Below are 13205 nucleotides of genomic sequence, written 5' to 3' on the forward strand. Positions count from 1 at the left end.
CCCCCGCAGAGGGGGGCGGGAGCCCGCGCGCTACCGGCTCCCGAATGGCCCTACGCCGCAGTCCCCTCTTTCCGGCGCAGGACCGAGTGCTTCCGCCCGTAGAAGAAATACACGAGCAATCCGATCGCCATCCAGATCACCAGCCGCAGCCACGTATCGAGCGGCAGGCCGATCATCAGCAGCAGGCAGAACAGGATGCCGAGGATCGGCACCACCGGCACGGCGGGCGCCTTGAACGGGCGCTTCATGTGGCGGTCGGTGCGCCGCAGGTAGATCACCGATCCGCAGACCAGGATGAAGGCCGCCAGCGTCCCGATGCTGACCATCTCGCCCAGGATGTTGATCGGCACCAGCGCCGCCACCAGGGCGACCGCGGCCCCGATCAGCGCCTGGCTGCGGTAGGGTGTCTGGTAGGTCGGGTGCACGTGGGAGAACATCTTCGGCAGCAGGCCGTCCTGCGCCATGGTGAAGAAGATCCGGCTCTGGCCGTAGAGCAGGACCAGGATCACGGTGGTCAGGCCGGTCAGCGCCCCGAGCTTGATCAGCAGGGAGAACCAGCCGATGCCGATGACGTCGACGCCCTTGGCGATCGGGTCGGGGACGTTGAGCTCCTTGTAGGGGACGAGGCCGGTCAGCACCGCCGCCACCAGCACGTAGAGGATCGTGCAGACCGCCAGCGAGCCCAGGATGCCGATCGGCATGTCCTTCTGCGGCCGGCGCGCCTCCTGGGCGGCGGTGGAGACCGCATCGAAGCCGATGAAGGCGAAGAATACCACACCCGCGCCGCGCAGGATGCCGCTGTAGCCGAAATGCCCGAAGGTACCGTCGTTGTCGGGGATCAGCGGCTTCCAGTTCGCCGTGTCGACATGGCCCCAGCCCAGCGCGATGAACGCCACCACCACGGTGAGCTTCACCGCCACCATGATGTTGTTGAAGCGGGCCGATTCCTTGGTGCCGCGCATCAGCAGGATCGTGATCAGCGCCACGATCACCACCGCCGGCAGGTTGAACAGGGCGGTGCCGCCGCCGTCGATGGGGGTGCCCGGCGCGTGGGCGAACTGGGCCGGGATCACGATCCCGACATCCTTCAGGATGCTGGTCACGTAGCCCGACCAGCCCACCGCCACCGTAGCGGCTCCCATGGCGTATTCGAGGATCAGATCCCAGCCGATCAGCCACGCGAAGAACTCGCCCAGCGTCGCGTAGGTGTAGGTGTAGCTCGACCCCGCCACCGGGATCAGCGCCGCCATCTCGGAGTAGCAGAGGCCCACGAACGCGCAGGCGATGCCGCCGAGCACGAAGGACAGCATGATCCCCGGCCCGGCATATTGCGCCGCCGCCGTGCCGGTGAGGACGAAGATGCCGGCACCGATGATCGCGCCGATGCCCATGGCGGTGATCGAGAGGGCACCCAGCGATTTCGAGAGCTGCTGCTCGCCCTCGCCGCTCTCGAGGATGTCGTCGACCGATTTGCGCCCCATCAGGCCCGACGAATCCATTGTGCGATCCTTCCCGAGGGGAGCGATTTCAACGTCCTCGCGACAGTGGAGAGACGGCAAATCTTCTCCCGCGCCCCCGGAGTTGTAGAGGAGGCGGGACCGACAACAACGTGGAAGGGCACAAGTTTCTGCCGGTCAGGCCCGGTCGATCCGCGCCAGCAGCGCCTTCACCTTGATCCGGGAGCCGAAGGCCGATCCGCCGCGCAGCACCTCCCGCCGCACCACGTCCCCGGCCCGGGCCTGCCGGGCCCCCATCAGCCTCTCGATCCGGTTGACCAGACGCCCGCTCCAGCCGGCCGCCGGACGGTGCAGGCGCCCGAGCCCGGTCTCCGGCCGGGCGGTCCCGACGAAGCGGTCCAGGGTGCGGATCCACCCTTCGGCCGGGACGTCGCCGGCCTCCAGGCACAGGACCCAGTCCCGCCGGGCCGCGCCCGCGCCATCCGCGTAGGGGTTGCCGCTCCGGTGGACGACCAACGTCGCCCCGGTCGCTTCCGCGACGGCCGCGACGGCCTCGCTCTCGCGACCCGTCACGATCACGGCGTCGCCGACCAAGCCGCCGGCCACGCCGGAGACGAGCACGCTGAGCGTGTCGGCCAAGCGGTCGATCGCGTCCGGATCAGCCGGGTCGGCCAGATAGGTCACCGCGGAGAGCATGAGCGGGCGCATAGACGATTTTGCGCAGCCGTAAACCATTGAACCGTCTTTCGAAGGACCGGCCGCGTCCGAGAGACGCGGCGATGCCGGGATTGCCTTAAAAAGAGGCGTTACCCGCCGCCATGTTCGCTCTATGTTCCACGTGAAACACGGGGGCGACGGGTCATGACGCCGAAAGGGGACGCGGTCGGCACGAGCGCGACGCGACGGCTCGGTGCGAGCACGCCGCCGGAACAGGCTCGGCGCGGTCGCGGTTCGACCGCCAATCCCACCGGCCGGTTCGAGGCAGCCCGGCGAGAGGCGTTCCACGATGCCGAGTGGGCGCCGGATGATCCGACGCCCCTGCGCACGCAGGTGACGCCGGAACGATCCGCCCGGATCATCGCCCGCAACACGTCGCCCGACATCCCGTTCGACCGGTCGATCAACCCGTATCGCGGCTGCGAGCACGGCTGCATCTACTGCTACGCGCGGCCGACCCACGCGTGGCTCGGCCTGTCGCCGGGGCTCGACTTCGAATCGCGGATCTTCAGCAAACCGGACGCGCCCCGGCTCCTCGCCCGCGAGCTCGCGGCGCCGGGCTACCAACCGGAGACGATCGCCCTCGGCACCGCCACCGACCCCTACCAGCCGGCCGAGCGCGAGCACCGCATCACCCACGGGATCCTCGACGTGCTCCGCGAGGCGCGGCACCCCGTCGGCATCACCACGAAATCGGACCTCGTCCTGCGCGATCTCGACATCCTGGCCGAGATGGCCGCGCGCGATCTCGTCCTCGTGGCGGTCTCGCTGCCGACCCTGGATCCGGACCTCGCGCGGCGCCTCGATCCCCGGGCGCCCCGGCCGGAGAAGCGGCTCGCCGCGATGCGCCGGCTGGCCGAGGCGGGCGTGCCCGTGATGATCAACGTCTCGCCGATCATTCCAGGCCTGACCGACCATGAGATCGAGGCGATCCTGGACCGCGCCCGGGAGAGCGGCGCGAGCCGGATCGGCTACGCGCTCCTGCGGCTCCCGGGGGAGGTGGCCGACCTCGTCGCCGATTGGTTCTCCGAGCATTATCCCGAGCGCAAGGAACGCGCCTTCGGGTTGCTGCGGCAGTCCCGGGGCGGCCGCGAGAACGATCCCCGCTTCGGTCACCGCTTCCGCGGCGAGGGTGCCTACGCGTCGATGATCGGGCAGCGCGTGCGGCTTGCCGGCACCCGGCTCGGCTTCGCGTTCGGGCGGATGACGCTGAACCGGGACGCCTTCCGCAGGCCGGGGGAGCAACTGACGCTGCTCTGACGGGCCGGAGAAGGGGCGTGGTCCATCCAACGCATCGCCTCGGGATGCGGTCGAGAACGGGACAGCCGACGTCACCTCCCGCTGCTGTGGTGCCGTGGCCTGCCGAAGCGAGGCCGCTCAGCGTTCGAAGCCCCGGGTGAAGCTCAGCCGGTGATGCGGGCTGCGGCCGAGCTTCGTCAGGCCGGCCCGGTGGAGCTGCGTGCCGTAGCCGACATTCCGCTCCCAGCCGTAACCGGGGTGGCGCTCGGCGAGGCGCCGCATCAGGGCGTCGCGGAAGACCTTGGCGACGATCGAGGCGGCGGCGATCTGCGGCACGAGCCGGTCCCCGCCGACCACCGCCCCGCCGGGAAGCCCGGGCAGGGCATCCCGACCGTCAACCAGGACCGGCGCCGCGATCCCGAGGCGGCCCACCGCGCGCGCCATGGCGTCCAGCGTCGCGGCGCGGATGTTGATCCGATCGATCAGCGCCCGCGAGCCCGCCGCCACCGCTACGTGCGCATGGGTGCGGATCAGCGGCGCCAGCCGGGCACGGACCGGCTCGAGCAGGCGCTTGCTGTCGTCGAGGGCGCCGAGCAGGGTCGGCGGGAGCGCCGCGGGGTCGAACCAGACCGCGGCCACGATCACCGGGCCGCAGAGTGCGCCGCGCCCGACCTCGTCGCAGCCGATGACGGCGGGATATCTGGCCGCCTGGGCCGGATCGAACGGAGTGTCGGTGGCGGGCGGCTTCCGAGCACTCGGCTTGAAACTCGGCGGCCTGGGATTGAGCGGCCTGGGAGCGGACGGCTTGGGAGCGGGCGGCATGGCGCCCTCCTGCCATCCCGCGCGGGCGCCGTCACCGGTCAGGCAGCGTCGCGGCTGCCCCGTTCGCCGCCATGCGCCTCGATGATGTTGCCGAAGAACTGGCGGGCGCTCACGTCCCAGCCGCAGCGCAGGGCCTCGGCGCGGCACGCGGCCCGCGACAGGTCGAGGGCGGCGAGGGCGGCGGCCCGCAGGTCGCGATCGAGGGATCCCACCGGCTTGCCCCCGACCACGTCGTCGGGGCCGGGCACCGGGAAGGCCGCCACCGGCAGGCCGCTGGCCAGCGCCTCCAGGAGCACGATCCCGAACGTGTCGGTGAGGCTCGGGAAGACGAAGACGTCGCAGGCAGCGTAGACCGCCGCGAGGGCGGCCCCGGTGCGGGTGCCGAGGAAGCGCGCCCCGGGGGCCAGCGCCTGCAGGCGCGCGCGATCCGGCCCGTCGCCGACCACGACCTTCGTGCCCGGCAGGTCGAGGCCCAGGAAGGCGGCGACGTTCTTCTCCACCGCCAAGCGCCCGACATACAGGAACAGCGGCCGCGGCAGCCCGGCGAGGTCGGCCGGTGCCGGCGCGCCGGGCTCGGCGGGGCGGAACCGCTCGGTGTCGACGCCGCGCGTCCAGCGCATCAGCTGGCCGAAGCCCCTCGCCGCCAGCTCGCCCTGGAGCGTGGCGGTGCTGACCATCGTGCCCCGCGCGGCCCCGTGGAAGCGGCGCAGGTAGGCGTAGGACCACGCCTCCGGCACCGGCGCCCGCGCGGCGAGGTATTCGGGGAAGCGGGTGTGATAGCTGGTCGTGAAAGGCAGGTCGTGGGCGAGGCAATGCCGCCGGGCGGCGAGACCCACCGGCCCCTCGGTGGCGATGTGGACGTGGCTCGGCCGCTCGGCCTTCCAGCGCGCCGCCACGCGCTCCCGTCCGGCATAGGCCAGGCGGATCTCGGGATAGCCGGGCAGGGGCAGCGACCGGAAATCCGCCACCGTGAGCAGCGCCGTCTCGAAGCCGTGCTCCGGGGCCCGGCGGACCATCTGCTCCAGGGAGCGCACCACGCCGTTGACCTGCGGGTGCCACGCGTCGCTGGCGATGAGAAGCTTCACGGAAGCGGTCCTCACGCCACCGCGCGCCGGTCCGGCAGCGCCTGCGGCACGGTCTCGGCGGCGCGGGCGCGCAGGAGACTCGGATAGTGCAGCACCTCGATGCGGCCGTCGTAGTGCTCCACCAGCCCGGTGCAGGACTCCACCCAGTCGCCCGTGTTGAGGTAGCGCAGCTCGCCGATCGGCCGGTCGGCCGCGTGGTGGATGTGGCCGCAGATGACCCCGTCGGCCCCCTGGCGGCGGGCCTCCTCGGCCAGGATCGTCTCGAACCGGCCGATGAAGCTGACGGCGTTCTTCACCCGCAGCTTCGCCCAGGCGGAGAGCGACCAGTAGGACAGGCCCAGGCGGCGGCGCACCTTGTTGATGAGCGTGTTTAGGCTCAGCGCCAGCGTGTAGGCCCCGTCGCCGAGATGGGCGAGCCAGGGCGAGTGGCGGACCACCATGTCGAACTGGTCGCCGTGAATCACGAGATAGCGCTTGCCGTCCGCCGCCTCGTGGATCGCGGTCTCGGCGAGCTCGATGCCGCCGAAGTTCGTGCCGACGTAGTCGCGCAGGAACTCGTCGTGGTTGCCCGGCAGGTAGACGATGCGCGCGCCCTTGCGGACCTTGCGCAGCATCTTCTGGACGACGTCGTTGTGCTCCTGCGGCCAGTACCAGCCGGAGCGCAGCTGCCAGCCGTCGACGATGTCGCCCACGAGGTAGATCGTGTCGGCGTCGTAATCCTTCAGGAACGACAGCAGCAGGCCGGCCTGACAGCCGCGCGTGCCGAGATGCAGGTCGGACAGGAACAGCGTCCGCACGCGGACCGGCATCTCCTCAACCTCGGCCACGGCACCCTCCCGGCGGCTGACTGGTGCCGGGATCCAGAGCGCGATCCCATCTCAGTTTGATGACGCGTATTGATGCTGCGCCGCGCGACGGCCCTCATGCCGGCAGCCACGTGCAGTGCGGCAAAGCTTCTCAACCGGAGGTCCGCTTCGCTGCGGCGCACAAAAAATTTTTTTGCCAAGTTCCGGAAGTTTTTCCGGTTTTCCTTTCGAGCGTTACCGCCACATAATACCAGGAACTGGCATCAGGGAGCTGAGCCGGGCTTAGACAGGAAGGCGGCGAGGACGGCCCTGGGGGCCGTTGTTACGGGACGGCAATTCGGAGGCGACCGGCGCGCGGGGGCGTGCCGCGACGCGAGCGGCGTGAGGCCGCCTGCCGCTCCGCAGCGCCCCCCATTTCACGGCATGGGCAGACGTTCGAAGGCGCGGGGGAACGCGCCGCGACCGCCGCCGGACCGACTCCCGAGGATGCTTGGACAACCGGCGCGGGTGCGAGCCCGCGCGCAACGGACTATTCGGAGGAAACATCATGGCCGCAACCCGGCGCCCCGGTCGCAACCACCTCTTCATCCCGGGCCCCACCAACATCCCGGAGCGCGTCCTGCGCGCGATGCACGTGCCGTCGGAGGATCACCGCTCGCCGAGCTTCCCCGAGCTGGTGAAGCCGCTCCTGCAGGACTCCAAGATGGTGTTCGGCTCGACCAACGGGACCGTCATCCTGTTCCCGTCCTCGGGCACCGGCATCTGGGAATCGGCCCTGTCCAACACCCTGTGCCGCGGCGACAAGGTGCTCACCGCCCGCTACGGCCAGTTCAGCCACCTCTGGGTCGACATGGCCCAGCGCCTCGGCCTCGACGTGATCGTCCAGGACGAGGAGTGGGGCGCGGGCGCCGATCCGCAGAAGATCGAGGAGGCCCTGCGGGCCGACAAGGACCACGCCATCAAGGCCGTGATGGTCGTCCACAACGAGACCGCCACGGGCGTCACCAGCGACATCGGCGCGGTGCGCAAGGCGATCGACGCGGCCGGCCACCCGGCGCTGCTGTTCGTGGACGGCATCTCGTCGATCGGCTCGCTGCCGTTCAAGATGGACGAGTGGGGCGTCGACTGCGCCATCGCGGGTTCGCAGAAGGGCTTCATGCTGCCGGCCGGCCTCGGCCTGATCTGCATCAGCCCCAAGGCGCTCAAGATCGCCGAAGGCGGCACCGGCCGGAACGACCGGCTCGGCCACGCCTACTTCGCCTGGAAGGACCAGCTGGCCGCCAACGCCACCGGCTACTTCCCCTACACCCCCGTCCTGCCGCTGCTCTACGGCCTCCGCGAGGCCCTGGAGATCGTCAAGGAGGAGGGGCTGGAGAACGTCTATCACCGCCACCACGTGCTCGCCGAGGCGACCCGCCAGGCCGTGGCGGCCTGGGGCCTCAAGCCCTGCGCCAAGGAGCCGAAGTGGAACTCCGACACGGTCACGGCGATCGTGGTGCCGGAGGGTGCCGACGCCGCCAAGGTGATCATCCACGCCTTCGAGCGCTACAACCTCTCGCTGGGCGCAGGCCTGTCGAAAGTCGCCGGCAAGGTGTTCCGCATCGGCCACCTCGGCGACCTGAACGAGCTGTCGCTGCTGGGCGCCATCGCGGGCGCCGAGATGGCCATGCTCGATTGCGGCATCAAGGTCACGCCGGGCTCGGGCGTCGCCGCCGCCTCCAGCTACCTGCGCGAGAATCCGCTGCATAAGGCGTGAGCCGCGCACGCGATCGGGGCGGGTCCGGGTTGCCGGGCCCGCCCCGGCGCGCAAGTAAGACCAAGGCTATCGAGGAAACAGCCCGTCGTCCGAGAGGGGTCCTATGACCAAGAAGATCGTGTTCCTGGATCGTGAATCCCTCGATGCCAGGGTCCGACCGTTCAACTTCCCGCACGAATACGTCGAGCACGAGTCGACCTGGACGCCGGAAGAGATCGTCTCCCGCCTCCAGGGCGCGGAGATCGCGCTGATCAACAAGGTCCCGATGCGGGCCGAGACGCTGAAGCAGCTCCCCGATCTCAAGCTGATCGCGGTCGCCGCCACCGGCACCGACGTGGTCGACAAGGCCCAGGCCAAGGCCCAGGGGGTCACGGTCGTCAACATCCGCAACTACGCGTTCAACACGGTTCCGGAGCACGTGGTCGGGCTGATGTTCGCCCTGCGCCGGGCGATCGTGCCCTACGCCAACTCGGTGCGGCGCGGCGACTGGGCGAAGTCCAAGCAGTTCTGCTACTTCGACTACCCGATCTACGACATCGCCGGCTCGACGCTCGGCATCGTCGGCTACGGGGCGCTGGGCAAGTCGATTGCCAAGCGCGCCGAGGCGCTCGGCATGAAGGTGCTGGCCTACGACGTGTTCCCGCAGGACGGGCTCGTCGATTTCGAGACGATCCTCGCCCAGTCCGACGTGATCACGCTGCACGTGCCGCTGACCCCCGACACCAAGGGGATGATCGGCGCCGCCGAGCTCAAGAAGATGAAGAAGAGCGCCATCCTCATCAACACGGCCCGGGGCGGGCTCGTGGACGAGGCGGCTTTGCTCGAGGCGCTGAAGGACGGCACCATCGCGGGCGCCGGCTTCGACGTGGTGGCGCAGGAGCCGCCCAAGGACGGCAACATCCTGTGCGACGCCGACCTGCCGAACCTGATCGTCACGCCCCACGTGGCCTGGGCCAGCAAGGAGGCGATGCAGATCCTGGCCGATCAGCTCGTCGACAATGTCGAGGCCTTCGTGGCGGGCAAGCCGCAGAACGTGGTCGAGAGCTGAGCCGTAGAACGCACACCGTCGTTCCGGGGCGCCGCAGGCGAGCCCGGAACCCAGAGCCGCTGACGGTGCAGAACGAGAACCACCCGAGCGTCTGGATTCCGGGCTCCGCTCCGCGGACCCGGAATGACTCGGTGGATGTCCCTGACGTGATGATGCCCAGCCCGGGCCGAGGTTAAAAAATGACCAAGAAGCTGCTGTTCCTGTTCGACACCGATGCCGTGCCGAACGTGTTCGACACGGTGGTCGGCTACGACGGCGGCGCCGACCACATCACCGGCTACGGCGGCGTGAATCCCGACAATGTCGGCGCGCTGGTCGACGGCACGATCTACACCCGCGGCGGCTCCGAGAAGAAGTCGACGGCGATCTTCGTCGGCGGCGGCAGCATGGCGGCGGGCGAAGAGCTGTTCACCGCGGTCAAGAAGCGCTTCTTCGGCCCGTTCCGCGTCTCGGTCATGCTCGATTCCAACGGCTCCAACACCACGGCCGCCGCGGGCGTCGCGCTGGTGGCCAAGGCCGCCGGCTCGCTCCAGGGCAAGAAGGCGGTCGTGCTCGCCGGGACCGGCCCGGTGGGCATGCGCTCGGCGGCGCTGCTCGCCGGCGAGGGGGCCGAGGTCACGATCGCGGGCCGTGCGCTGGACAAGACCCAGGCCGCCGCGGACCAGATCAACAAGCGCTTCAAGGTCAACGTGAAGGCCGCCGCGACCCCCGACGAGGCGTCGCGCGTCGCCCTGGTGAAGGGCACGAACCTCGTGTTCACGGCCGGCGCCATCGGCGTCGAGCTGCTGCCGGAGGCCGCCTGGGCTCAGGAATCGTCCATCGAGTTCGTCGCCGACTACAACGCCCAGCCCCCGACGGGCATCGGCGGCATCGAGGTGATGGACAAGGGCAAGGACCGCAACGGCAAGCAGGCCTTCGGCGCGCTCGGCATCGGCGGCCTGAAGCTCAAGCTGCACCGCGCCTGCGTGGGCCAGCTCTTCGAGAGCACCGAGCAGGTGCTCGACGCCGAGGAGATCTACGCCCTCGCGAAGAAAATGGCCTGACCGGAGAGGCGCCCATGTCCGACACGCAACCGCCCGAGAACGCGTCCATCCAGACCTTCCTGACGGAGCTGGCGAGCGCCGCCCCGACCCCTGGCGGCGGCGGCGCGGCGGCGATCTCCGGCGCCATGGGCGCGGCCCTGGTGTCGATGGTCTGCAACCTGACCATCGGCAAGAAGAAGTACGTCGAGGTCGAGGCCGAGCTGAAGGACGTGCTGGCCAAATCCGAAGGCCTGCGGGTCGTCCTCACCGGCATGATCGGCGAGGACGTCCAGGCCTTCGACGCCGTCATGGGGGCCTACGGCCTGCCCAAGGCGACGGACGACGAGAAGGCGGCCCGCGCCGAGAAGATCCAGGCCGCCCTCAAGACCGCCTGCGACGTGCCGCTCGCCTGCTGCCGGGCCTGCCGAAACGTGATCGACCTCGCGGCGATCACCGCCGACAAGGGCAATCTCAACGTCGTGTCGGATGCCGGCGTGGCGGTGCTCTCGGCCTATGCCGGGCTCCGCAGCGCGGCGCTCAACGTCTACGTGAACGCCAAGGGTCTGGAAGACCGGGAGTTCGCCGAGGAGCGGCTGAAAGAGCTGGAGGGCCTGCTCGCGGATGCCGGACCGCTGACCGAGAAGGTCTATGAGGTCGTGAAGGGCAAGGTGAACTGAACCGGCGACGTCCTTTCTCCCGCTCAGGGGAAGACGGGCGCCTGCCTGTTGGGTCAGCGCCAAGCTGAACAGCGTGTCCGTTCGATCACGTCGACGCTGCCGTCTTTGCGAGCGGAGCGAAGCAATCCGGTCGGCACTACGATTCTAGAGGTCGCGCTGCCCTGGGCCACTTCGCTGCGCGCGTGATGACGGTGCGGGCGACTCAAACGAAGCGCTCGAACAAATATCGTATCGGATCAACAATTGAGGCCGGGTGCATCACGCCCCGGCCTCAATTGTTTTCTGTATGCTGCGGCGCAACATCGAATACGATCCGTGTTGCGACCGCGAAAAAGTCTCGGTCAATCAGCGCCCTAAAAAATTTGACGGGCGTAATCTTCCGACTCAACTAAAGTAGAGGGCGTCAACGGCGGCAACGAACCGCGGAGGAGGCGCCGAATGGACGTCCACGAGTATCAGGCCAAGGAGCTGCTTGCGAGCTTCGGCGTGGCCGTCCCGAAAGGGGCTATCGCCTTCAGCCCCGACCAGGCGGTCTACGCCGCCACGGAACTCGGCGGCTCGTTCTGGGCCGTGAAGGCCCAGATCCACGCGGGCGCCCGCGGCAAGGCCGGCGGCATCAAGCTGTGCCGGACCTACAATGAGGTCCGCGACGCCGCCAAGGACCTGCTGGGCAAGCGCCTCGTCACGCACCAGACCGGCCCCGAGGGCAAGCCCGTGCAGCGGGTCTATGTCGAGACCGCCGACCCCTTCGAGCGCGAGCTGTATCTCGGCTACGTGCTGGACCGGAAGGCCGAGCGCGTGCGGGTCATCGCCAGCCAGCGCGGCGGCATGGACATCGAGGAGATCGCCGCCAAGGAGCCCGACTCGCTCATACAGGTGGTGGTCGAGCCGGCGGTCGGCCTGCAGCAGTTCCAGGCGCGGGAGATCGCCTTCCAGCTCGGGCTCAACATCAAGCAGGTCTCGGCCGCGGTGAAGACGATCATGAACGCCTACCGGGCGTTCCGCGACTGCGACGGCACCATGCTGGAGATCAACCCGCTCGTCGTGACCAAGGACGACCGGGTGCTGGCGCTCGACGCCAAGATGTCCTTCGACGACAACGCCATGTTCCGCCGGCCGGGCATCGCCGACATGCACGACCCCTCGCAGGGCGACCCCCGCGAGGCCCAGGCCGCCGAGCACAACCTCAGCTATATCGGCCTCGAGGGCGAGATCGGCTGCATCGTCAACGGCGCCGGCCTCGCCATGGCGACCATGGACATGATCAAGCACGCGGGCGGCGAGCCGGCGAACTTCCTCGACGTCGGCGGCGGCGCCTCGCCCGAGCGCGTGGCGACGGCCTTCCGGCTCGTGCTCTCCGACCGCAACGTCAAGGCGATCCTGGTCAACATCTTCGCGGGCATCAACCGCTGCGACTGGGTCGCGGAGGGCGTCATCCAGGCGGCCCGCGAGGTGAAGATCGACGTGCCGCTGGTGGTGCGCCTCGCCGGCACGAACGTGGAGGCCGGCAAGAAGATCCTGGCCGAGAGCGGCCTCGACCTGATCACCGCCGACACCCTGGCGGAGGCGGCCAAGAAGGCGGTCGACGCCTGCGCGGCCGCCAAGACCAAGCACTGAGGGGAGACCGCGCCATGAGCATCCTCATCGACGAGACTACCCCGATCATCGTCCAGGGCATCACGGGCGACAAGGGCACCTTCCACGCCAAGGAGATGCTGGACTACGGCACGAACGTCGTCGGCGGCGTCACCCCGGGCAAGGGCGGGCGCACCCACCTCGGCCTGCCCGTGTTCAACACCGTCAAGGAGGCCGTGGCGGCGACCGGCGCCACCACGTCGATCACCTTCGTGGCGCCCCCTTCGCGGCGGACGCCATCATGGAGGCGGCCGATGCCGGGCTGCGGCTGGTCTGCTCGATCACCGACGGCATCCCGGCCCAGGACATGATGCGGGTGAAGCGCTACCTCTACCGCTACCCGAAAGAGAAGCGGACCATGGTGGTCGGCCCGAACTGCGCCGGCATCATCTCGCCCGGCAAGGCGATGCTCGGCATCATGCCCGGCCACATCTACCTCCCGGGCAATGTCGGAGTGATCTCCCGCTCCGGTACGCTCGGCTACGAGGCCGCCTCGCAGCTCAAGGAGCTGGGACTGGGGATCTCGACCTCGGTGGGCATTGGCGGCGACCCGATCAACGGCTCGTCGTTCCTCGACCACCTCGCCCTGTTCGAGACCGATCCGGACACCGACGCGGTGCTGATGATCGGCGAGATCGGCGGCCCGCAGGAGGCGGAGGCCTCGGCCTGGATCCGCGAGAACATGTCGAAGCCGGTGATCGGCTTCGTGGCCGGGCTCACGGCGCCGAAGGGCCGCCGGATGGGCCATGCCGGGGCGATCATCTCGGCGGCGGGCGACAGCGCCGCCGAGAAGGCCGAGATCATGCGCTCCTACGGGCTGACGGTGGCGCCCGATCCCGGATCGTTCGGGCAGACCGTGGCCGACGTGCTCGCCCGGGCGGCTTAGATCCTTCCCTCCCCCTTGTGGGGAGGGACCGAGGGTGGGGGTGGTGCAGGATCGA

At 69.5% G+C, this 13205-nt stretch carries 11 protein-coding genes and 1 pseudogene; 7 read left to right on the forward strand and 5 right to left on the reverse strand.

From position 1 onward, the window contains the following. Positions 1 to 50: 50 nt before the first annotated feature. A complete protein-coding gene (locus MMSR116_RS20970) occupies positions 51 to 1499 on the reverse strand; it encodes an amino acid permease (protein ID WP_010687099.1) in 1449 nt (482 codons plus the stop codon). A 135-nt stretch (positions 1500 to 1634) separates the two neighbouring features. Next, on the reverse strand, positions 1635 to 2165 hold the full coding sequence (locus tag MMSR116_RS20975) for a hypothetical protein (RefSeq protein ID WP_010687100.1): 531 nt from the start codon (positions 2163 to 2165) through the stop codon (positions 1635 to 1637). 153 nt (positions 2166 to 2318) lie between these two features. Here MMSR116_RS20975 and MMSR116_RS20980 point away from each other — a divergent pair, with 153 nt between their 5' ends. After that, positions 2319 to 3434, forward strand: a complete 1116-nt coding sequence (locus MMSR116_RS20980; protein WP_010687101.1) for a PA0069 family radical SAM protein — start codon at positions 2319 to 2321, stop codon at positions 3432 to 3434. Between the two features lie 117 nt (positions 3435 to 3551). Here MMSR116_RS20980 and MMSR116_RS20985 read toward each other — a convergent pair whose 3' ends face one another. Genes MMSR116_RS20985 through MMSR116_RS20995 form a run of 3 tightly spaced genes read right to left on the reverse strand, consistent with a single transcriptional unit; the run spans position 3552 to position 6147 of the window. Beyond that, positions 3552 to 4235, reverse strand: a complete 684-nt coding sequence (locus MMSR116_RS20985) for a ribonuclease HII (RefSeq protein WP_010687102.1) — start codon at positions 4233 to 4235, stop codon at positions 3552 to 3554. Between the two features lie 38 nt (positions 4236 to 4273). Then, the gene (locus MMSR116_RS20990; RefSeq protein ID WP_010687103.1) at positions 4274 to 5320 is read right to left on the reverse strand and encodes a glycosyltransferase family 4 protein; all 1047 of its coding nucleotides are present in this window, start codon (positions 5318 to 5320) and stop codon (positions 4274 to 4276) included. Between the two features lie 11 nt (positions 5321 to 5331). Beyond that, a complete protein-coding gene (locus MMSR116_RS20995; RefSeq protein WP_039894776.1) occupies positions 5332 to 6147 on the reverse strand; it encodes a UDP-2,3-diacylglucosamine diphosphatase in 816 nt (271 codons plus the stop codon). A 526-nt stretch (positions 6148 to 6673) separates the two neighbouring features. Between MMSR116_RS20995 and MMSR116_RS21000 the strand changes: the two genes are divergently transcribed. The 6 genes and pseudogenes from MMSR116_RS21000 to sucD all read left to right on the forward strand — a co-directional run bounded on the left by MMSR116_RS21000 (position 6674) and on the right by sucD (position 13150). Further along, positions 6674 to 7882 carry an aminotransferase class V-fold PLP-dependent enzyme gene (locus MMSR116_RS21000; RefSeq protein WP_010687105.1) on the forward strand — a complete coding sequence of 403 codons (1209 nt, stop codon included), beginning with the start codon at positions 6674 to 6676 and terminating at the stop codon, positions 7880 to 7882. A 103-nt stretch (positions 7883 to 7985) separates the two neighbouring features. Next, positions 7986 to 8930 carry a D-2-hydroxyacid dehydrogenase gene (locus tag MMSR116_RS21005; protein ID WP_010687106.1) on the forward strand — a complete coding sequence of 315 codons (945 nt, stop codon included), beginning with the start codon at positions 7986 to 7988 and terminating at the stop codon, positions 8928 to 8930. Positions 8931 to 9109: 179 nt separating this feature from the next. Beyond that, positions 9110 to 9973 (forward strand): NADP-dependent methylenetetrahydromethanopterin/methylenetetrahydrofolate dehydrogenase, encoded by an 864-nt coding sequence (locus tag MMSR116_RS21010; RefSeq protein ID WP_010687107.1) that lies wholly within the window; start codon positions 9110 to 9112, stop codon positions 9971 to 9973. A gap of 14 nt (positions 9974 to 9987) precedes the next feature. Beyond that, a complete protein-coding gene (fchA, locus tag MMSR116_RS21015; protein ID WP_010687108.1) occupies positions 9988 to 10629 on the forward strand; it encodes a methenyltetrahydrofolate cyclohydrolase in 642 nt (213 codons plus the stop codon). A 438-nt stretch (positions 10630 to 11067) separates the two neighbouring features. After that, positions 11068 to 12246, forward strand: a complete 1179-nt coding sequence (locus MMSR116_RS21020; RefSeq protein WP_010687109.1) for a malate--CoA ligase subunit beta — start codon at positions 11068 to 11070, stop codon at positions 12244 to 12246. Positions 12247 to 12260: 14 nt separating this feature from the next. Beyond that, positions 12261 to 13150 (forward strand): annotated as a pseudogene (gene sucD / locus MMSR116_RS21025) (succinate--CoA ligase subunit alpha). Positions 13151 to 13205: the final 55 nt, after the last annotated feature.

This window comes from Methylobacterium mesophilicum SR1.6/6 (assembly GCF_000364445.2).
GTDB lineage: Bacteria > Pseudomonadota > Alphaproteobacteria > Rhizobiales > Beijerinckiaceae > Methylobacterium > Methylobacterium mesophilicum_A.

Excerpts from the sequence above, each read along its gene's own strand:
- MMSR116_RS21005 (WP_010687106.1), top strand. The coding sequence starts at position 7,986 with ATGACCAAGAAGATCGTGTTCCTGGATCGTGAATCCCTCGATGCCAGG.
- MMSR116_RS21020 (WP_010687109.1), top strand. The coding sequence starts at position 11,068 with ATGGACGTCCACGAGTATCAGGCCAAGGAGCTGCTTGCGAGCTTCGGC.
- MMSR116_RS20970 (WP_010687099.1), bottom strand. The coding sequence starts at position 1,499 with ATGGATTCGTCGGGCCTGATGGGGCGCAAATCGGTCGACGACATCCTC.
- MMSR116_RS20980 (WP_010687101.1), top strand. The coding sequence starts at position 2,319 with ATGACGCCGAAAGGGGACGCGGTCGGCACGAGCGCGACGCGACGGCTC.
- MMSR116_RS20985 (WP_010687102.1), bottom strand. The coding sequence starts at position 4,235 with ATGCCGCCCGCTCCCAAGCCGTCCGCTCCCAGGCCGCTCAATCCCAGG.
- MMSR116_RS21000 (WP_010687105.1), top strand. The coding sequence starts at position 6,674 with ATGGCCGCAACCCGGCGCCCCGGTCGCAACCACCTCTTCATCCCGGGC.
- MMSR116_RS20975 (WP_010687100.1), bottom strand. The coding sequence starts at position 2,165 with ATGCGCCCGCTCATGCTCTCCGCGGTGACCTATCTGGCCGACCCGGCT.
- fchA (WP_010687108.1), top strand. The coding sequence starts at position 9,988 with ATGTCCGACACGCAACCGCCCGAGAACGCGTCCATCCAGACCTTCCTG.
- MMSR116_RS21010 (WP_010687107.1), top strand. The coding sequence starts at position 9,110 with ATGACCAAGAAGCTGCTGTTCCTGTTCGACACCGATGCCGTGCCGAAC.